Annotated in this window: 19 protein-coding genes; 8 read left to right on the forward strand and 11 right to left on the reverse strand. The window is 37.3% G+C overall.

Annotation, left to right across the window (positions count from 1 at the left end):
• Positions 1-69: 69 nt before the first annotated feature.
• Positions 70-831, forward strand: a complete 762-nt coding sequence (locus NMG63_RS06635) for a putative ABC transporter permease (protein WP_016357322.1) — start codon at positions 70-72, stop codon at positions 829-831.
• Positions 832-849: 18 nt separating this feature from the next.
• Here the strand turns inward: NMG63_RS06635 and NMG63_RS06640 are convergent, their stop codons facing one another.
• From NMG63_RS06640 to NMG63_RS06670, 7 genes are all read right to left on the reverse strand, one after another.
• On the reverse strand, positions 850-1,362 hold the full coding sequence (locus tag NMG63_RS06640) for an ECF transporter S component (protein WP_013853180.1): 513 nt from the start codon (positions 1,360-1,362) through the stop codon (positions 850-852).
• Positions 1,363-1,455: 93 nt separating this feature from the next.
• Positions 1,456-2,478, reverse strand: a complete 1,023-nt coding sequence (locus tag NMG63_RS06645; RefSeq protein WP_003775100.1) for a LacI family DNA-binding transcriptional regulator — start codon at positions 2,476-2,478, stop codon at positions 1,456-1,458.
• Between the two features lie 92 nt (positions 2,479-2,570).
• Entirely contained in the window at positions 2,571-4,487 is a 1,917-nt protein-coding gene (locus tag NMG63_RS06650; RefSeq protein WP_254006740.1) for a heparinase II/III domain-containing protein, read from the reverse strand.
• 64 nt (positions 4,488-4,551) lie between these two features.
• On the reverse strand, positions 4,552-5,367 hold the full coding sequence (locus NMG63_RS06655; RefSeq protein WP_003775095.1) for a PTS system mannose/fructose/sorbose family transporter subunit IID: 816 nt from the start codon (positions 5,365-5,367) through the stop codon (positions 4,552-4,554).
• On the reverse strand, positions 5,354-6,151 hold the full coding sequence (locus tag NMG63_RS06660) for a PTS mannose/fructose/sorbose/N-acetylgalactosamine transporter subunit IIC (protein WP_254006741.1): 798 nt from the start codon (positions 6,149-6,151) through the stop codon (positions 5,354-5,356). The genes NMG63_RS06655 and NMG63_RS06660 overlap by 14 nt, the downstream gene beginning before the upstream one ends.
• Positions 6,152-6,203: 52 nt before the next feature.
• Positions 6,204-6,692 carry a PTS sugar transporter subunit IIB gene (locus NMG63_RS06665; protein WP_123171240.1) on the reverse strand — a complete coding sequence of 163 codons (489 nt, stop codon included), beginning with the start codon at positions 6,690-6,692 and terminating at the stop codon, positions 6,204-6,206.
• Positions 6,693-6,706: 14 nt separating this feature from the next.
• Positions 6,707-7,903, reverse strand: coding sequence for a glycoside hydrolase family 88 protein (locus NMG63_RS06670; RefSeq protein WP_013853183.1), 1,197 nt, complete (start codon positions 7,901-7,903; stop codon positions 6,707-6,709).
• Positions 7,904-8,175: 272 nt separating this feature from the next.
• On the opposite strand from NMG63_RS06670, the gene NMG63_RS06675 reads away from it, so the two are divergent.
• The 6 genes from NMG63_RS06675 to NMG63_RS06700 all read left to right on the forward strand — a co-directional run bounded on the left by NMG63_RS06675 (position 8,176) and on the right by NMG63_RS06700 (position 13,766).
• Positions 8,176-9,153, forward strand: a complete 978-nt coding sequence (locus NMG63_RS06675) for a bifunctional 4-hydroxy-2-oxoglutarate aldolase/2-dehydro-3-deoxy-phosphogluconate aldolase (protein WP_123171239.1) — start codon at positions 8,176-8,178, stop codon at positions 9,151-9,153.
• Between the two features lie 13 nt (positions 9,154-9,166).
• The gene (locus NMG63_RS06680; protein WP_254006742.1) at positions 9,167-10,189 is read left to right on the forward strand and encodes a sugar kinase; all 1,023 of its coding nucleotides are present in this window, start codon (positions 9,167-9,169) and stop codon (positions 10,187-10,189) included.
• Between the two features lie 14 nt (positions 10,190-10,203).
• A complete protein-coding gene (locus tag NMG63_RS06685; RefSeq protein WP_254006743.1) occupies positions 10,204-10,998 on the forward strand; it encodes a gluconate 5-dehydrogenase in 795 nt (264 codons plus the stop codon).
• Positions 10,999-11,072: 74 nt separating this feature from the next.
• Positions 11,073-11,714, forward strand: a complete 642-nt coding sequence (locus tag NMG63_RS06690) for an RpiB/LacA/LacB family sugar-phosphate isomerase (protein WP_013853184.1) — start codon at positions 11,073-11,075, stop codon at positions 11,712-11,714.
• Between the two features lie 388 nt (positions 11,715-12,102).
• A complete protein-coding gene (locus NMG63_RS06695; protein WP_254006375.1) occupies positions 12,103-12,807 on the forward strand; it encodes a helix-turn-helix domain-containing protein in 705 nt (234 codons plus the stop codon).
• Positions 12,780-13,766, forward strand: coding sequence for an IS3 family transposase (locus NMG63_RS06700; RefSeq protein WP_254007443.1), 987 nt, complete (start codon positions 12,780-12,782; stop codon positions 13,764-13,766). Before NMG63_RS06695 ends, NMG63_RS06700 begins: the two co-directional genes overlap by 28 nt.
• Before the next feature lie 97 nt (positions 13,767-13,863).
• Here the strand turns inward: NMG63_RS06700 and NMG63_RS06705 are convergent, their stop codons facing one another.
• The 4 genes from NMG63_RS06705 to NMG63_RS06720 form a co-directional block, all read right to left on the reverse strand.
• Positions 13,864-15,981, reverse strand: coding sequence for a hypothetical protein (locus tag NMG63_RS06705; protein ID WP_254006744.1), 2,118 nt, complete (start codon positions 15,979-15,981; stop codon positions 13,864-13,866).
• 92 nt (positions 15,982-16,073) lie between these two features.
• A complete protein-coding gene (locus NMG63_RS06710) occupies positions 16,074-17,201 on the reverse strand; it encodes a hypothetical protein (RefSeq protein ID WP_123171236.1) in 1,128 nt (375 codons plus the stop codon).
• Between the two features lie 106 nt (positions 17,202-17,307).
• Positions 17,308-18,480 carry a BaiN/RdsA family NAD(P)/FAD-dependent oxidoreductase gene (locus NMG63_RS06715; RefSeq protein ID WP_123171235.1) on the reverse strand — a complete coding sequence of 391 codons (1,173 nt, stop codon included), beginning with the start codon at positions 18,478-18,480 and terminating at the stop codon, positions 17,308-17,310.
• A gap of 50 nt (positions 18,481-18,530) precedes the next feature.
• Positions 18,531-19,706 (reverse strand): MalY/PatB family protein, encoded by a 1,176-nt coding sequence (locus NMG63_RS06720; RefSeq protein WP_254006745.1) that lies wholly within the window; start codon positions 19,704-19,706, stop codon positions 18,531-18,533.
• 97 nt (positions 19,707-19,803) lie between these two features.
• Between NMG63_RS06720 and NMG63_RS06725 the strand changes: the two genes are divergently transcribed.
• The gene (locus NMG63_RS06725) at positions 19,804-20,214 is read left to right on the forward strand and encodes a hypothetical protein (protein WP_254006746.1); all 411 of its coding nucleotides are present in this window, start codon (positions 19,804-19,806) and stop codon (positions 20,212-20,214) included.
• Position 20,215 lies beyond the last annotated feature (1 nt).

The following is a 20,215-nucleotide window of genomic DNA, read 5'->3' on the forward strand; positions in this document are numbered from 1 at the left end:
ACGATTCAACGAACCCTTATTGAAAATATGGTATACTTTCAATATCGTTTAGAAATTTGAGGTAATTGTATGAATGAGATGATTCCAACGTTTTTTATATATTGGGTAATTTATGGTGTAATTGGATGGATCATGGAGACGCTATACTGCTCGATACCAGAAGGAAAGTTTGTGGAACGAGGCTTTTTGAATGGACCAATTGTGCCAATCTATGGATTTGGTGCATTGTTTGTTTTAAGCATCTTGAAACCATTTTTAGATAGTCCAATTCTAGTATTTGTTTTAGGGTTTCTCTTAACAAGTGTTTTAGAGTACATTACAAGTTATATTATGGAAAAAGCATTTGGGATGCGTTGGTGGGATTATTCCGACTATAAATATAATATTAAAGGCCGTGTTTGTCTTTTAAACAGTACAATGTTTGGTGTTCTCTGTGTTGTATTAGTTGAATGGATTCACCCTATTGTTACTAAAATTATTGCTCGCTTTAGTCCCACAACAATACTCTTAGCATCAAGTGTCTTAGGTGTAATTATAGCCGTTGATTTCGTTGTATCTGTTATATCTGTATTGAATCTTAAGAAACGTCTTAAGTCCTTGGAAGTATTACATACTGAAATGGCAGAACTGATTCATACATTTAATGAAAAGAGTACCTTGCGCATTGAAGAAATTAAAGAACGAATTGCGGAACTTAAAGCGGAATACAAGTTTACAGAACGTCGTCTTATTCGCTCATTCCCGACTATGAAAGCAGAGCAGTTTAGCGAGTTCTTTGAAGATGTGAAATCAGCTGCACGTTCCAAACGGAATAAAATTAAAAAAGATTAGAAAAAACACCTTGACGTATCAAGGTGTTTTTTTTGGATTTAAACTTGAAACAAGCTTTACCATTCTTGGATAATACAGTGTCGCTAATAAGGCTGCAAGAAGTCCTTGGAAGACATCACCTTTAAGAGCAATCAGCATCGCTGTCCAACTTTGCGCAAGCCATACTGCAACAAATCCGTACATCACCATCATCCAAAGCCCCGCCAAACCAAACGGAATCCAACGACGTGATGACTCCAAATGATTTCTGAATAAATATAAGATGACCACTTCACCTGCTTTAATACACAAGGTAAATGGAGCATACACGGCATACCCCGCCATTAGATCGGCTCCCGCACTTCCAATCCCTGCAGCAAACAAAGCGTAAGGAAAGGGTAAAACAGCTACTGAGATCATAATCACAAAATCACCAAGATTTAAATAACCTCCTGTTGCCGATGGAATTTTAATCATCATCGTAACAACGGTTATCAAGGCACTCATCATTGCAGTGAGAACCATCCATTTTAAAGTGTTTGATTTATCCATAACATCCTCCTCTTCTTTTTTTATTATACCACCTGTTTCATATGCCTTTAATTCCACTCATTCAATTTAATACAAATTAAGAAAAAAAGAGATCTACAGAAGATCTCCTTGGCATGTTGATTCTTGCCAGTTAATATTACATTTAAGAATTTGGTTGGGTGCTTCCATATAGTCCCCTTCAATACGATCAATGAGAATACGTCCGGCTTGATAGCCTTCATCATATGCTGGTTGAACAATTGTGGTAACAGATGGCGATGCGACATTGGTCCACTCTGTATTATCAAAGCCAAGTAAACCGATGGTTGTAGGAATTAGATTTCGTAATTCTTTTAACCCCATATAAACAATTGGTAGAAGCCAGCAATTGGCTGCAAAAATCAATGTTTTACGGTTTAGCATAATGTTATTACTGATAATTTCTGTAATTTCAGCAGGTGTTACATTATCCGATACGATTTGCATATTACATTGTTTACCATTAAGTGCTAGCGCATCAATAAAGCCTTGTGAGCGTTCTTGACGTGTTGAGAGGATGCTTGGATCTGCGGTTAGAAGAATAAACTCCTCATAGCCAAGTTTCATCATTTCCTCGGTTGTTTCTAAAACGGCTTCATAATTATTCGTTTTAACCCAAGGGTTGTTTTGAACATTTGTTTGTGAATCAATAAAAACAATTTCTTTATTTTGAGAACGAATTTTCTTAATCAACTTATGAAAACTTGTCGTTGGTTGGACAATAAACCCATCAACACCCATAGCAAGCATACGGTTGACATAATTTTCTTCATTTTCAATATCGTAGTTTGTATTCCCTACGATAAGTTGATATTTCCCCTCTTTCGCTGCTTCATCAATTCCTTTAACAATCTGATTCGCAAATGCATTCGTAATATCACCGATGATTACACCGATAAGCTTCATGCTTTTTGCATTCAATGAGCGTGCGACAACACTGGGACTGTAATTTGTTTCCTCAATTACTTTTTCAATGCGTTCGCGTGTTTCCGCACTCATTTTATCAAATTTTCCGTTCAAGAAGAATGAGATGGTGGTTTTAGATGTACCCGCCAACGAAGCGATTTCTTTAATCGTTAACTTCTTTTCCTGAGTCATGTTTAATTCCTTTCATCAACTTATTTTTTTACATCATAACGTACTTATTATATTACTAAGTAAACCGATTAACAAGTTGTTAACTTTCATAATTAAGCGCGCATAACCTTTTGTCCAAAGCGATTTGAGCGTATAACACATTTCGCATGGAACGGTTTGCCATTACAATACATAATTTTCTTACCTTGCCAGATCTCTTCATGAAGCACACTAACTTCAATTTCCTCGCCCTCTGCTTTAAAACTGTAAGCACAGCCACGAAGATCATCGATGGGCGTATCACCATTTTGAAGAATAGGAATTCGTTTAACATCCCACTTTGGATCTACAAATAATGTAACATTAACGCATTCATCCACAAAGCGCTGTTCTTGGACTAAAACAGGGTGTGTCGATGGTTTGTTGTAGGTGTATGCAATGACATCCGATGTAAGCTCAATTGCTTGCGTGCTTATGACATTCAATTTTGTTTCATCTTCGAACTCTATTATACCATTTTGATACACTAATGATTCATCTAAGTGATACTTCGTTGTAGCAATATGGCTTCCTTGAGCTTGTATCGCATCTACAATCATCCAAATACCGTCATCAATCACAATAAGCTTACGTTGATGCACCGAATCCTTCGCAAGAAGAGCACCCTCATAATAATGACAGTTTCCATCATGGCGGACATAATTTTTAAGTGGCTTATAAAAAGAAGCATACGTCCATGATGTATCCGGTACTGCGGATGGTTTCCCATCCAAAATTACAGTATTATGGCTTTCCATACCTTTTAAATGCATCCGTCGAGGATCATCTTCTCGATAGGTTAAACGACCGGGATCAACCAAAACGGGTTTTCCTCGGAAATACGTAGAAACATGAAGATTATCCGCATGTCCATGACCACTTCCTAAAGAACCATTTGTAAACATGGTGAAATGCGCATCCGTACCCCAGTGACTGCGAGTTGTATAAATACCACTATCCTCACCATCATAATTTAGTGAGATTGGTACTTCCATCTCAAACGCATCAAATTCATCTTGAGCTTGAACACCATAGGCATAACACACTTCAAAATCAAGAACTGAATTTGCACGTGATTTATAAAGCGGATTATCTAAAGCGACTGCGCACGTTCCCATGATACCACTCAATATCGTTCGATCACTATCACCATAAGCAATCATGTCATTATGAGGTGTTGCTTGATAATACAGGGCATAAGCCATTTTATCGAGCGTATGTTTTAATCCTTCTTGATTGTTTACGTATGGCAACGCTTTTAAACCATAATTTAAAACTTCAACATGATACATCGTTGATTGTTCCCAATGCATCCCATCGGGATAGACTTGGATTTCAAATTGTGTGCTGATTTCATCTTCAATCCATGCTTTGAACCCTGAATCCGCATCTGCTTGTAGCCATCCAAGATACTTCGCTAAAACACAAGTCTGAATACTTCCCCAATTACTTAAGGTATACTTAGTTAGATAATGATCTTTGAGATACAATGCTTGGGTTTCAAGACTTAATTCAATCAACTTAAAACTTGCCTCATCCAGAAGATTATAGACCTTTAAATAAGGGCATAAGTCCAACCAGTTATTCATACGCATTGCTGTGTCAAGCGTACGTGTTGATGGACCGGATGTAAGTGGTGTATGGGCACAGATCCAATTCGATACCAAATCGTGGCCATGTTTAATATATTTTAAATCATCCGTCAATACCGTAGCCATTACTAATGACGGAAGATAATCCATTCGATTCAACATAAATATCCACTCATCATCGCCATTTGGTGTGGTTGTCCACCCAAATGGATCTAAGGTGTAAGGTGTATCACACGGCTCCATATCCCAATCACGAGTGAATGTAAAGATATTCATCATCAGTTGATCTGCATAAGCGATCACATCATTTTTCTTAAAATCATATAATAATTTTAAACGTTCTAGATCAAGTTTTTGTGATTTATGTTCAATTGTTTGATATAAAGAATTCTTTACCATCTTATGTTCTCCTTATGAATAAAAAAGAGAACTACTTATCGAAGTAGCTCTCTAAAGTTAAATACTAAGCTAAGATTCCGAAGAAGCTTAAGGCAACACCAAGTACTACTGTAAGAATAACAAGTTTGTATGTATTCCAACCTTTTTTCTTAATTAGGTAGTACATTAAACCTGTATAAAGCATTGGTAACAATGCAGGAGCAACTTTGTCTAAAAGACCTTGGATGTTAACTGTTGATTGTTTAACACCTTCTTGGATTTCTCCAGCTGCGAATGAAATATCAACTTTCATCTTAACAAATGTAGCTGCAAGACCTGAAATAACTGTAACACCAACGATGTTTGCTGCTGTTGAGATTTGTTCCATCTTTTCACTTAATTTATCAATAATGCTTGTACCAACTTTATAACCATAAACACCCATTCCGTAACGAATACCGAATAATACAGCGTTAATAGTGATTAAGAATAGTAGTGGAGCAATTGCAACACCATCCATTGCAAGTGATGCAAAGATTGTTGAGAATAAAGGTGCAATCGCAAATTGTGATAATGAATCACCAATACCAGCAAGAGGACCCATTAAAGCCATCTTGATTGGACGAATTTCTGACTCAGGACGTCCTTCATCAGCCATTACTAAGTGTAATGATGTAATGAAAGGAAGTAATTGAGGGTTTGTGTTATAGAATTCACAGTTTGCACCAAGTGCTGCTGCGAAATCATCATCATTTGTATGTACTTTTCTTAATGCTGGGTATAGAACTAAAGCATAACCAAGACCTTGGTAGTTACTGTAGTTAAATCCGTTTTGTAAAAAGTATGAACGTGCTGTTGTTTTGAAATAATCTTTTTTCGTTAATTTATTAGATCCAGTCATCGTTACCTGCCTCCACTTCTGTTCCTGATACATTTACTGTGTTTTGTGAATCATTGTATTGTTTCACTGCAAAGATAGCACCTACTAAAGCAATACCGATTACTGGTAATTGGAAGTAAGCTGCACATACATAACCTAAGATTACGAATGGAATTAATTCTTTCTTAACCATTACAGATAAGATCATTGCGAATCCAATTGCAGGTAACATACCACCAGCAACGTTTAAGCCTTTTAATAACCATGCTGGGATTAATTCAACAAGTTGTGTTAAAAGTTCCATACTGTAAGCACCCAAGAATCCTAATAGGAAACCTACGATAGCAAATAGTAATACTGTAAAGTTTGTAGTCATACGGAATTTCTTGAAATCTTTGTTTTCTAATGCTTTTGCAGCACTCTCAGGAGCACCAGCGCGAATTGTGTAAACAAATGTTTGTAAGAATTGAATTGCAACAGCAAATGGAATTGACAATGCTAATGCACTTTCAGGTGTAATTGAAGGGTTTGTAATCGCCATCAATGTACCAATGATACCAGGACCGATTGGGTTAGGTGGAACAGTTCCTCCGGCTCCAACACCGAATCCCATAAATGCTAATTCAGAAATAGCACCTACTTGTAAAGCTGTTTGAAGTGCACCTGGGTGACTTCCGTTTAAGATTAACCCAACACCAAATGCTAAGAATAAAGCACGGTTTGAGTAGATACCCCATAACATACCTGCGTAACAGAATGCAGTCCATAGACCGATTAGTATCGCTTGAAATAATGTAATATTCATTATTAAATTCCTCTCTTTTCCTTTTAGAAATAAATAGTTATTGCCTTAATGCTTAAATATATTTACGGATGTCAACTGGTGCTGCACCGTCTCCACCATTAGGTGTTGTTTGAGTATTGAAAGTAATGTCTTTCGCTACCATTTTTCTGAGGCAGTCTTTATCCTCTTCACCTAAGAAGATTGAACGTGTGACTTTTTCTTTGCCTTCACAATTGTGAATGTTTCCAATATTGATCTCTGAAATTGGAACACCACCTTCAACTAAACGTAAAGCATCTTTTGTATCCTTAACAATCAAGAAAATTGTTTGTTGTGGTGACGCTTTATGAATAACTTCGATAACTTTGTCAACGGGGAAGAAACGCATTGCAACTGATTTTGGAATTACAGTTTTCATGAGAGTCTGAGCCATGACATCTTGTGCAGCTTCATCATTTGCCACGATAACGGTGTTAACGCCAAGTGATTTAATCCAAAGCTGACCTTGACCGTGAACGAGACGTTCATCGATACGTGTCATTACAATATTTGGAGTACTCATAATTTACCTCTTTCTTACCAATACAATTCCCAGTCTTTATAAAGACGCATCAGAGCTTCTAAATAATAGTAGTCGCCCCAGATGTTTCCTTCATCCACACCTTTTCCACTGTGCCATGAATAGACACCGTGATAAAGCACTGGATTTCCTGGTTCATGTGTTGTTTTTGTATAGTTGTCAATCAACGATCTTAAGATTGTGTGTGATGCTCCCTCATACACAGTTTTAAGTTCATCATTCTTCATATATTTGATCATTTCTAGCATACCACATACTGCAATTGCTGCAGCACTTGAATCGCGTGATTGATCATCACCATCTGTAAAGATGAGATCCCAATAACATACGAAATCTTTTGGTAAACGGTTTAAGAAATAATTTGTCATTCCTTCGTGTAGTGGGAACACTTCATCTTCATGTGTATAACGGTAGTTTAATGGAATTCCATAAACACCCCAAGCTTGGCCTCGTGCCCAGGATGACTCATCGTTATAACCTTGACGTGTAGCACCACGTACTGGACCACCTGTTTCAGGATCCATGTAGAATGTGTGGAACGCACTTGCATCATCACGAATTACGTATTGACAGCTCGTATAGAAATGACGCTCTGCGATATTCGCATATTTGTCATCACCCGTAACTTCTGTTGCCCAATATAATAATGGGATGTTCAATAAGCAATCAATAATGAAACGGTAATGCTCAGGATTGTTATACTCGCCCCAGGCTTGTATAAACTCACCTTTTTCTTGCCAACGGGTAATGAGCTTATCAGCCGCTAAAATAGCCGCTTCTTTCGCTTTTTCAGAACCTGTTAGTTTGTAACTTGCCACACATGATAATGAATATAAGAATCCAAGATCATGGTGATCAATTTCAATATCATTTACAACACGGTGGTGGAAAGAATCAACATTTTTATCTGCGAGCTCACGATACTTCTCATCACCTGTGTATTCATACGCCAACCACAATAGACCAGTCCAAAATCCGTCTGTCCATTCGATATTATCGATGATCGGATATTTCAGATCTTTTGTTGCTGACCATGGGAAGCGCTCACCAATGTGCTCCATATTGAGATCAATCTTCTTAATGGTATCTTCAATTGCTTGCTTCACTTCTTCTTTTGTAAGCAGTGTTGCATTCTTGAAAATATCAATATCGCGGATTGGCTCAATGGTCACTTGCTTAATATGCTTTTCCATGTAAGTACCTCCTTGAAAAACGTTTATAAACTGGTTTACTGGACATACGCATTATAGCCCTTGATTTTTGTCATGTCAACGGTTTTTTTTAATAAATCTAACCGCTTTCATGTGAAATTATCATTTTTTTCACAATTCAGTCCTTATATATAGGCGAAACTTTATTTTTTTAGTAAACCAGTTGACAAAACCGGTTTACTCGCCTATTATTGTCTTAGCTGGTTTGCTAGAGACCGACTGGACATTGGTCAAAATAAAAGGGAGACTACTATATGAGTGAAGTTTTAAATAGAGTTGAAAAAATCGGTATCGTTCCCGTAGTTAAAATAACTGAAATCGAAGATGCATTGCCAATGGCACAAGCACTTTATAACGGTGGCATCGATTGTATGGAAATCACATTCCGAAGTGAATTTGCGTTACCCGGAATCGAAATCATCGCTAAAGAATTACCAGATATGTTAATTGGAGCGGGTACTGTCTCATCAGTTTCCCAAGCCGAAACTGCAATCAAGGCTGGGGCACAGTTCATTGTAACACCTGGATTTAATCATGACGTTGTGAAATGGTGTGTTGAAAATGATGTTCTTGTACTACCTGGGATTTCTACAGCATCAGAACTTGAAACAGCAATCTCTTACGGATTGACAAACGTTAAGTTCTTCCCTGCAGAATCAAGTGGTGGAGCTAAGAAGATCAAAGACCTCAGTGCACCGTATGCTGACATTACATTTATGCCAACAGGCGGAATTAATGCTAAGAACATGCATGATTACTTAGCTTTACCTTGCATTAATGCTATTGGTGGTAGCTTCATGTTACCTGCTGATGCGATTGCAGCTAAAGATTGGGATACCGTTGAACGCCTTAGTCGTGAAGCAGTGGATGCATTGTTATCATATGAATTAATTCATATTGGTTTCAATAACAACACTAGTGAAGAAGCCAAAGAAAATGCTGAAGTATTATGTAATTTGTTTGGATTTAAGTATTATGGAAAACCTAAGAGTCATTTCGCAGGTCGTGGTTTTGAATTCCTAAACTCAGTTGGACGTGGTGAACACGGACACTTTGGAATTTACACCCCTTACCCAGAACGTGCTCTGTATCAATTAGAGAAAAAAGGCATCCATGTTGTAGAGGATACAATTACTCGCAACAAGAAAACAAACAAAATCAACTTTGCATACTTAGATAAAGAAATCGCAGGATTTGCCATTCATTTGATTAATCCTGACGTGAAGATGTAGAGAGGGTATTTAAATGAAAAAAGTAATTACATTTGGAGAAATTATGCTTCGTCTTGCTCCAGAAGGTTACCTCCGTTTCTCGCAAGCTGATCGATATCAAGCGACTTACGGTGGTGGCGAAGCAAACGTTGCTGTTTCACTTTCAAACTTTGGAGTGGACGCAGCATTTGTAACAAAATTACCAACCCATGCAATTGGACAAAACGCTGTTAATGATTTACGTCGTTATGGTGTCGATACAAGCAAGATCACACGTGGTGGTGATCGTGTTGGTATCTACTTCTTGGAAAAAGGTGCTTCACAACGTGCAAGTCAAGTTGTTTATGACCGTGCACATTCCGCAATCGCTGAAGCAAAACCCGAAGATTTTGATTGGGATGCAATTTTTGAAGGATACGATTGGTTCCATACAACAGGAATCACACCTGCTTTAGGTGAAAACGTAGCCGAAATTACATTACAAGCTGCAAAAGCAGCTAAAAAACACGGTTTAACTGTGAGTTGTGATCTTAACTTCCGTAAGAAGTTATGGAGTAATGAACAAGCAAATAAAACAATGGGTGAATTAATGGAGTATGTTGATGTTGTCATCGCAAACGAAGAAGATTCACACGATGTATTTGGAATTTCAGCTTCAAACACAGATATCACAACAGGTGAAATCAACCATGATGGTTATATTGATGTTGCGAAACAACTTAACGAGCGCTTTAACTTTAAAGCAGTTGCAATCACATTACGTGAAAGCATCTCTGCAAGTGATAACAATTGGTCAACAATGCTTTATACAGGCGATCAAGCATATTTCTCAAAGAAATATAACGTTCGTATTGTAGACCGCGTTGGTGGTGGCGATTCATTTGGTGCTGGATTAATTTATTCAATGCTCAATGATTATGCACCGCAAGATGCAATTGAGTTTGCTACAGCAGCAAGCTGTCTAAAACACTCTGTAGAGGGTGATTACAACCGTGTTACTGTTCAGGAAGTGGAAACACTTGCTAAAGGTGACGGTTCAGGTCGTGTACAACGATAGGAAAGGAATTAAATATGAGTAACTTTAAAATGGAAAACTTCCGTTTAGACGGAAAAATCGCTCTTGTAACAGGAGCATCATACGGAATTGGTTTTGCTTTAGCTCAAGGATATGCTGAAGCAGGCGCAACAATCGTATTTAACGATATTAATCAAGACCTTGTAAACAAAGGACTTGCAGCATACGAAGCAGAAGGCATTAAAGCTCATGGTTATGTATGTGACGTAACAAATGAAGAACAAGTATCAGCAATGATCAAACAAATTGAAACAGAAGTTGGAACAATCGATATTCTTGTAAACAATGCAGGAATCATCAAACGTGTACCAATGATCGAAATGTCAGTTGAAGATTGGCGTCAAGTTATTGACATCGACCTTAACGGACCATTCATTATGTCAAAAGCTGTACTTCCTTCAATGATCGAAAAAGGTCACGGTAAAATCATTAACATCTGTTCAATGATGAGTGAACTTGGACGTGAAACAGTAAGTGCTTATGCTGCTGCTAAAGGTGGTTTAAAAATGCTTACTAAGAATATTGCATCAGAATACGGTGAACACAATATTCAATGTAATGGAATTGGACCTGGTTATATTGAAACACCTCAAACAGCTCCATTACGCGTTGATGGACATCCATTCAACAGCTTCATTATTTCAAAAACACCAGCTGCACGTTGGGGTAAACCAGAAGATTTAATGGGACCTGCTGTATTCTTAGCTTCAGAAGCATCAGACTTCGTAAACGGACACATCCTTTACGTTGACGGTGGTATCTTAGCTTATATTGGTAAACAACCAGCATAGATTAAACATTTAAATGATGTATCGAACGCCACGTGGTGGACACACCACGTGGGTTATTAGAAAGAGGATTTAATATGAAAATCGCATTAATTAACGAAAACTCACAAGCTGCTAAAAACGGAATTATCTTAGCATCATTAACACAAGAAGCTGAAAAAGCTGGACACACAGTTGTAAACTACGGTATGTACAACGGTGAACAAGAACACCAATTAACATATGTTAAAAACGGTCTTCTTGCTTCAATCTTATTAACTACAAAAGCAGTAGACTTTGTTGTTACAGGTTGTGGAACAGGTCAAGGTGCTATGTTAGCATGTAACTCATTCCCAAATGTACTTTGCGGACACGTTACAAACCCATTAGACGCTTACCTATTCGGTCAAGTAAATGATGGTAACTGTATTGCAATGCCATTTGCACAAGGATTCGGTTGGGGTGGAGAATTAAACCTTAACTACACATTCGAAAAATTATTCTCAGAATCATTTGGTGGTGGATATCCTAAAGATCGCGTTATCCCTGAACAACGCAACAAAAAAATCTTAGATGGTGTTAAAGAAGTTACACACCAACCATTAATCAAAATTCTTAAAGAAATCGATCAAGACTTCTTAAAAGAAACAATTGACTACCCTGAATTCAAAGAATTATTCTTTGCAAGCTGTCAAGATGCAGAAATCGCTGAATACCTTACTTCAGTATTAGCTGCTTAATAAAAATAATAAATTTATACGGAGGCTCCACAAATCGTTCGTATAAACATTTCTCCAAATATTACACTGAATCTGTGTCTTACAACTTGTAATTTCTCCTTTATCACAATTCAGTGCCCTTCTACCGGCTTTCAATCGTAGAAGGTCATCTAAGCCTTAATTCTCCGATATAATTAAGGTTTAGATATGATAGCAGATAGACGTTTACGTCGCTCTTCCTTAATTACATCGCTATCAGTAAGCGCAATACTTCCTACTATATCCCGTCTTAGTAGAAAGTACACATAATATAATAAATGAAAAAGACCCTGCTTCTGATAAGCTCCCCTTAAAGTAGACACCCGAAATAAATAAAATCGGGCACTACAAAAAAGGAGGAGCTTTTTCTATGGGGAGAAAGAATAAATATCCAGCCGAAATAAAAGAACAAGCAATTAATGAATATTTGAATGGCATAAAAGGTGCACCAGAAATAGCTGAAGAATTATCTATTGATTCTAGTACATTACGTAGTTGGGTGAAAAAGTATCAAACTTATGGTATTGAAGTTTTTTCAGATAAAGATCGAAACAAAAGTTATTCGAAAGAGCTCAAGGAATCCGCAATTAGGGATTATCTTGAAGGCGCAGGTTCTCTTAAAGATATTAGTATTAAATATGGTATAAGTTCCCATGAGGTTTTGCGCGGATGGATAAAAAAGTATAATAGACTTGAAACTATAAAGGATTACGATCCTAAAGGAGAAGTCTATATGACAAAAGGTAGAAAAACAACAATTGAGGAGCGTCAGGAAATTGTCGCATATTGTATTGAACATGACTACGATTATAAGGGGACTGCTGAGCGCTATGAACTTTCTTATGCTCAGGTTTATCAGTGGGTGAAAAAGTATAACGAATTGGGAGATGATGGTCTTCTTGATAAACGTGGCAAGCGAAAACAAGAAGATCAACTTAGTAATGAAGAACGTTTAGAACGTAAAGTAAAACTACTTGAAAGACAACTCGAACTGAAAGAACGCGAGAACATTCTATTAAAAAAAGTGAAGGAAATCGAAAGGGGGCGATATTCTCCAAAGCAAAACAAGAAGTAAAGTATCTCGCAGTGCAGGAACTACATCATAAACATGGCTGGAGTATTCAGTGGATGTGTAAGGTACTTAAAATCGCAAGAAGTAGTTATTATAAATGGACGCATCGTGTTGAAACAAGCAATGAAATTGAAAATCATGAGCTTTGCAATCTCATTCTTGATTATGATGAACTATTTGGACATATCTTAGGCTATCGACGCATGACGGATTGGATCAATGAGTTGAATAGCGTTCAATATAACTCGAAGAGGATTCATAGACTCATGAAGATGCTAGGGGTGAAATCAGTGATTCGTCAAAAGTCTAAAAAATATTCACGAAGCACTCCTGAAATCACAGCTGAAAATATTTTAAATCGAAATTTCTTTGCCGCAAAACCGAATGAAAAATGGCTGACAGACGTCACAGAATTTAAGATTAAAGGTTCAAGTAAGAAACTATATCTCAGTGCGATTATTGATCTTTATGATTTAAGTGTTGTGGCGTATCAAATAAGTGATCGGAACAATAATCAACTTGTGTTTGATACTTATCATAAAGCTATCGCGAGATATCCAGAGGCAAAACCTTTATTTCACAGTGACCGCGGATTCCAATACACAAGTAGGGCATTTAGGAAACAGCTAGAAGATCAAGGAGTGATGCAAAGTATGTCTAGAGTGGGACATTGTATTGATAATGGTCCTATGGAAGGATTTTGGGGAACAATCAAATCAGAAATGTACTACCCTAATGAATTCAGTACAAGAAGCGAATTGAAGAAAGCAATTGAAGTGTATATTGATTTTTATAACAACAAGAGACTTCAGAAACGCTTCAAAAACAAAACACCAATGATGGTTCGAACTGAAGCGCTAGGAACAGAGACACCTGTAGTCTACGCGATTCCAACTAACAAGAAGATTGAAGCTTACTGGTCAAACATTAGAGAAAAACAAATGCAGTCACTTGTAGCATAAAAAAGATGATTCATCATAAAGTGATAAATCATCTTGGATATTTTATTTATTTCACCTGTCTACTTGACAGGGAGCAGTTCATTCCTGGGTCTTTTTTTTATCGTTTATGACGGAATAGGATTCCGAGAATGCAAAGTAAAGATCCGAGTAACCATGATGATTGCTCAGTCACTCCGGTTGCCGGTAGATATTTTGGCTTACTGTGAAGCGGTTTTAGATCGTCTTTTGTATTCTTTGAATATTCAGTGACCTTTTGGGCTTCATGTGAAAGAAGCGCTTGTGCTTCTAAGTCCTGATGATTTGGATCATTTAAATGTTCTACCGCCTGCTTATGCATCAAGTTCATTTGAACAGGACTTTCCACATCTTGCGGTATACTTTGTTTTAATGCCTGTGAACTACTTGTATTAACGTCCATATCTTTGTCTTCTTTAACTACATGATACATTAAGGAATCATGTGTTTTATCCGCAGGCTTAGAGTCTACGCACCTAGGACTTCGCATCAATATAGGTTCAGAATTATCCTGTTGGGTTGTTACGATTCCATCTTTATTAACTAGCGACTCAAATGGTCTAAATTTAGGCAATAGTTGTTCGAGATGTGATTGACTCTCAGGCATGACCTCCTCATTTTGAATCAACCGCTTCATTTTCATATCCATTGAAGATGATATCAATTTTATCTCTTTGTTCGGCTCTACTTGGGTAGAAACGAATGTTTTTGAAGCACTTGGTTTGGGCTCATTTGTTACGGTATTTGAAAACGAAGATTCTGTCTGCATGCCATGATTTTTCTCCATTATTTGCTCTGTGTCCTTTATCGGCCCTATTTGTATAGACTTGGACTCGCTTGGTTTTGAAGCATCTAATGTAACGTTATCTGGTAGATGTTCAGTTTGCAGGTCTTTTGTTTTTTCAGAGCTTAAGTCTGATTGCTGTTGATTATCAGACTGGATTTTCTCTACAGGAACTTTTACTTCTTTTGAACTTATCTCAGTTGATTCCTCAACATCCTTTATCACGTGCTTTGATGATTCCTGTTGCGGAAACTTATTAATCAGTTCAAAAGGGTAAATATTAAGGTCGTAATGCTCCATTAAATCCGCCAAATCTTGACTTGTTTTAACGTCATGTTTTTTGAATAAACTTTGTTTACTGCTTTCATCAAGTTGCTTGAATCGTGTCACCATCCGATTTACAATCGAATCTACATACTTATCATGTTTCTGTTTTAAATCCGTTAAACTACATCCATAGTTACGGTCATTGCTGTAAACATGGTGAACCATCGTTCCTCTTGGAGTGTTATGCTCTTCTAAAATACGAACTTCATCCAACTGAGAAAAATTGGTAGGCATACGCTTTGAATCAAACATATCAAATCGAGCTCTTAAACCCATTGGTAAATCGTTTAAAGGTTTGCTTGGGTCTTTTGTTATCGAAGCACCGCTTCCTTCCACCTCAAATTTAAGTTGACCATAGCCAAATGATCCATCATCAACCAAACGAATATGTTTCATTCCTTGTTCATGACTGACTTCAATTCGGCCTCCAACAAATGTGATTTTAGGTTTCGACTTTGTTAAGGTATACCGTTTTATCTCGGGTTCTTTGCCATCTTGAGCACGTATGACAGAAATCGTTACATCAACCAGTTCATTAAAAATTAGATTGTTGTGCTCATAATTTTCGATATGAAAAGGACTCAAATAAATATCGTAGTTAACCGTACCCTTTCCATCTTTTTGAACCCCGCGATAATCATCATTTACATCAATATACCATTGGGTCAAACCTTCATCTTTCTTAAGACTTCTAATTTTAAATGGAAGTCTTTTTGGACGAGTTACATCTAATTGAGGCATTGCAATCATCTGTTTACGCAAGATTCCTCGCATATCATATCGATTGGTACGAATTACAGGCTCTTCGCGCGCTGTATCAATAATGTAAGCGTAGTTTTGGTAATTATCAATCCCCTCATCCAAATCATCTTGTAAAAGCGTATAGTAATAGTCCAATTCAACTTTATCACAAACAAATGATTGCGATCCATCTTCAAATAGTTGAATTACCGGCCTAAAACTATCGGCTGGAATCGTGTATTTATCTCGTAAATGTTGGCGTGCAGCTTCATCCATCCCCTCATCTGCCGCGATAGGGACTACAAGTATTGCACAAAAAAACATCAATAATAGTGCTTTGATTTTCATTGTTAACTCCTTTCGACGACAAGTATAGCATCGAATTTCATTAATCAATCTTAAATCAAAACCGCTCGTGCAAAAAAAAATGCCCGAAGGCATTAAGAAGTTGGTGAACATGTAAGGTTATTATCTTGGAGTTCCAGCAATACATTTTCTAGTGACTGTTGATTTGAGACTGGTTGCATTGGCATCAACATCGACTCATCAATTCGATCACCTTCCAACATCAAATTCGTATAACCTGAAGCAATCGCAAACATTCGGTTATTGTACTCATATTGGTAAACAAACATTAGCGTTCCATTCACATACGCTTGCTGAGAATCTCGATCACGTGCATTCGCAATGTTCTTAGGGAGAATACCATAACATACATAAACCTCACCTACATCAGAATTAATAGTCTCCTCGACGCGTTTCTTAGCTTCAACACGAAGCACATCGAGATTATTAATTTGGTCAGTATTTTTAGGTACTTTAGCCAAGGTATCGACATCAAAAGCCATACTTGTTTGTGCTAGCATAATTCTATGTTCTAACATAAACGTCTTACCCGCAGTCGAAGGTTTAACTGTCACGGTTACGGAATCACCAATCGACAAATCACTGGGATTCACAATCGAGTATTCAAGCATCGAAAACAACTCCGTCATCATATCATCAGCTAAGGTAATTCCGGATGTATCCATCTCCGCAACACCTTCGCCATTGGAACCACTAAATCTCAACTTAAAACCGTCAAAAGGGTCGAAAACAACTTCATTATGAATTTCTTGGACGACAAACACTTTCTCTGTAACCGTAAATACGAGTTTATTTGAATCCATGAAACGTTGCGTAGATTCTGGTACCTTCGCCTTCAAAACAACACGATCTCCAATTTTTAAATTTTCATTTGGTTCAAGAGAATACTTAATTGCCTTATGAACACGATTCAGTTGCGGATCTGATTCAATTAACTTCTTATTGATTTCAATAAAGCCCGTCGCACCTTCACCATCACCTTGAAACCGAACATTCACATTCTCAAATGGGTCAATTTTGATGATACGGTAAACGTGATCCCAAAGAAAATAACCCCCTACTGAAATAAAACCAAGAATCAATAATACGATAATCCAACGAGTTCGATTCTTATTTGATTCATTGGGTAAAAAGGTTTGTGTCTGATCAACAGATGGTACAGGTGCACCATGCTTCTCCTGATTTTGATTTTGTTGTGACATACGGCCTCCTTTTCTATAATAATAGCATGGAATGAATTGATATTGTACCTATATACTGTCCTTTACAATACTTTTAATGAACAAAGAAAAAGTACACCGTAGTGTACTAATCTTCAAGTGCAAAAAGTCCTGCTGTATAACCCGTTGAAAATGCTGATGTAATGTTGAATCCACCTGTATATGCATTATAATCCATCAATTCACCACAGAAGGAAATCGTGGGATTAATCTTAGAACGCATCGTTTTAGGATCAATTTCTTTTAGATTCACACCACCGTTCGTCACAAATGCATGAGCAAATCCGCGAGTAGCATAAACTGTCATCGGGAATTTTTTTAGCGTTTGAAGAACTTCATGGTCTCCTTTGCAGAATGTTTTAAAATAAGCAAGCAATCGTTTCGGAATTCCTTGTTCTTGAACAAACGCTTCCCAGTCTTCTTGAGCTTGTAATTGCTCTAACGAAATCTTCGGTAAAAAATCAATACTTAAATTTACAGGATTTTCTTTATCTAAGATACGCATCACATAAAAACTTGCACGTAGTGCTGCAGGGCCCGAGATTCCAAAATGCGTAAACAAAAGATCATGAGTAATACTGTGTTTAATCTTAGTACCCTTATACACGTGAACCGTTACATCATGAAACGATAAACCTTGTAACGTTTTCTCTTGAACAAAAAGATCATTAGAAACCAGAGGAACTTCTGCAGGAACAAGATCTGTAATTGAGTGACCCAGTGATTTAGAAAGTTCATAACCGTTTCCATCCGAACCCGTTCCAGGAAGTGTACGACTTCCTGTTGCAAGAATTAGATGATCGTATTGGAATTTTCGTGTCTCAGTAAGAACAACCTGACTTCCTGTATCAATCCCTGTTACAAAAGCATGTAAATGAACTTCAACATCTGAATTTAGAAGTTTACGATTTAATGCATCGACGATATCTTGCGACTTATTACTTTCCGGAAACACACGATGATGATCTTCAATTTTTAGAGGACAACCATTTTCAGGGAAAAAGGACTGAATGCTTTGAGGGTTAAAATTTGTTAAACTTGAAAACAAAAACTTTCCGTTTTTGGGTACATGTTTAATAACCTCTTCATTGCTAACATTTGCCGTAACATTACAACGACCTCCTCCGGTCATCCGTAATTTCTTACCTAATCGTTCGTTTCGTTCAAGTAAAATAACATGTGCTTGAGGATGATTTTTCTTAGCAGAAATTGCAGCCATCATCCCCGATGGACCGCCTCCAATAACAACAATATTTTTCATATAAAACTCCAATCTTTCTCTTATTATACATAAAAAGAGTGATGAATTCATCACTCTTGAATTGCAGATTGGATTCGCTTCAGTCCAGCCTTGAGAATTGACTGAGGACAAGCGAGATTCATACGCATAAACCCATCGCCAGAATCTCCAAATTTTGACCCACTACTTAAAAACACATCGTGCTCTTTCAATCTTTCTACTAATACTTCTTCAGAAAAACCAACATCTCGGAAATCAAGCCACTGAAGATAAGTTCCTTCGAGTGGGAAAACACGAATGGGAAGCTGTTCTTTCTGTACAAAATCGCGAACTAGTTTATGATTCTCAGCAATTAGCGCTACAAATTCATCAAACCAAGATTCACACTCAGTATAAGCAATTTGTGTTGCTGCCAAGCCTAAAATATTGGTGCTTAACGAACCACCGTCACGAGAAACATGTTCTTGATACTGATCTCTTAACGATTTTGAGGCAATAATCACATGTGCATTTTGAAGCCCTGCAAGATTAAACGACTTACTTGCGGAAGCAAACGTAATCGTATGACTGCAGGCTTTATCGCTTAATGATGCATACGGAATAAAGGTATAGCCTGGCATGATCAAATCACCGTGAATCTCATCTGCAAACACTAAAACATTATGTTTCGCGCAAATTGCTTCAATGCGACTTAGCTCATGATGACTCCATACACGCCCAACTGGATTATGCGGACTGCATAATAAAAGCACTTTCGTATTTTCATCTGAAGCCTTTGCCTCAAAATCCTTGAAATCAATCACCATGACATCATCCACTTCCACAAGTTTTGTCTCAACAAGCTTGCGATTTAAATTTTCAATACTACGCTTAAAGGGATAATAGACTGGCGTCATAATCATGACACCGTCTCCTGCTTGGGTAAAAGCCTTGAGCACATTATTAATCGCTACAACAACACCGGGTGCTTGAAGAATCCATTCTTGTTTCAGATGCCATTGGTGGCGTCTTTGATACCAACGAATAACAGCATCATAATACGCATTACTTGGTGCAGTATAACCAAAAACCATATCCTCAAGATAGTTTTTCAATCCTTCTGTTAATGCTTTAGGATGAAAGAAATCAACATCTGCTACGGTAAAAGGGAACGCATCGTCACCGTGATGTGGAGCACTTTTGTCCATCTCCATCCACTTATAGGAACGGTCATCACGTCGATTGCGTATCGTTTTGAAATTTTCCATTCGAACCTCCTGTTCCTACTTTAACAATATCTTCACAATGTTGTGTGAATAACAGCAAAAATCTTATGGTATAATACCTTTATAAGGGGTGATTCTCATGCAACAAAATCTTAGTGATGAACTCATGCGTGTAGGTAATAATTTAAAGAGAGCACTTGAAAATGCACTCTCAACGATGGATGGTGCTTCAAATTGGGGCTTGTTGGATCTTTTAAGCGGAAATTATTATATGACATACACAAAATATCATAAAATTGAGTCCGCTGAAGCAAATCTTGCCCATGTAAAAGATTTAGCACGTCAATTTGAATGTGAACTGGAGACCTTCAATCAAAGCAGGCCAAACTTAATTGATCCTAAACCGTTTCATATCATTTCACATTACTTCTTTGATAATCTTTATGCTGATTTCTTAATTCAAGGAAATATTGCAGAAGCAAAGGAAGCATTGCGAGAAATGTTGCGTTGTATTGAGAATATTATAAGAACGATTAATCAGCAATCTTAGA

The sequence above is a fragment of the Erysipelothrix amsterdamensis genome (assembly GCF_940143175.1).
GTDB classification, from domain to species: domain Bacteria; phylum Bacillota_I; class Bacilli_A; order Erysipelotrichales; family Erysipelotrichaceae; genus Erysipelothrix; species Erysipelothrix amsterdamensis.

Coding starts and splice junctions, on each gene's coding strand:
- NMG63_RS06645 (WP_003775100.1), bottom strand. CDS start 2,478: ATGACTCAGGAAAAGAAGTTAACGATTAAAGAAATCGCTTCGTTGGCG.
- NMG63_RS06655 (WP_003775095.1), bottom strand. CDS start 5,367: ATGACTGGATCTAATAAATTAACGAAAAAAGATTATTTCAAAACAACA.
- NMG63_RS06695 (WP_254006375.1), top strand. CDS start 12,103: ATGGGGAGAAAGAATAAATATCCAGCCGAAATAAAAGAACAAGCAATT.
- NMG63_RS06705 (WP_254006744.1), bottom strand. CDS start 15,981: ATGAAAATCAAAGCACTATTATTGATGTTTTTTTGTGCAATACTTGTA.
- NMG63_RS06715 (WP_123171235.1), bottom strand. CDS start 18,480: ATGAAAAATATTGTTGTTATTGGAGGCGGTCCATCGGGGATGATGGCT.
- NMG63_RS06635 (WP_016357322.1), top strand. CDS start 70: ATGAATGAGATGATTCCAACGTTTTTTATATATTGGGTAATTTATGGT.
- NMG63_RS06685 (WP_254006743.1), top strand. CDS start 10,204: ATGAGTAACTTTAAAATGGAAAACTTCCGTTTAGACGGAAAAATCGCT.
- NMG63_RS06665 (WP_123171240.1), bottom strand. CDS start 6,692: ATGAGTACTCCAAATATTGTAATGACACGTATCGATGAACGTCTCGTT.
- NMG63_RS06675 (WP_123171239.1), top strand. CDS start 8,176: ATGAGTGAAGTTTTAAATAGAGTTGAAAAAATCGGTATCGTTCCCGTA.
- NMG63_RS06640 (WP_013853180.1), bottom strand. CDS start 1,362: ATGGATAAATCAAACACTTTAAAATGGATGGTTCTCACTGCAATGATG.
- NMG63_RS06720 (WP_254006745.1), bottom strand. CDS start 19,706: ATGGAAAATTTCAAAACGATACGCAATCGACGTGATGACCGTTCCTAT.
- NMG63_RS06660 (WP_254006741.1), bottom strand. CDS start 6,151: ATGAATATTACATTATTTCAAGCGATACTAATCGGTCTATGGACTGCA.
- NMG63_RS06680 (WP_254006742.1), top strand. CDS start 9,167: ATGAAAAAAGTAATTACATTTGGAGAAATTATGCTTCGTCTTGCTCCA.
- NMG63_RS06650 (WP_254006740.1), bottom strand. CDS start 4,487: ATGGTAAAGAATTCTTTATATCAAACAATTGAACATAAATCACAAAAA.
- NMG63_RS06725 (WP_254006746.1), top strand. CDS start 19,804: ATGCAACAAAATCTTAGTGATGAACTCATGCGTGTAGGTAATAATTTA.
- NMG63_RS06690 (WP_013853184.1), top strand. CDS start 11,073: ATGAAAATCGCATTAATTAACGAAAACTCACAAGCTGCTAAAAACGGA.
- NMG63_RS06670 (WP_013853183.1), bottom strand. CDS start 7,903: ATGGAAAAGCATATTAAGCAAGTGACCATTGAGCCAATCCGCGATATT.
- NMG63_RS06710 (WP_123171236.1), bottom strand. CDS start 17,201: ATGTCACAACAAAATCAAAATCAGGAGAAGCATGGTGCACCTGTACCA.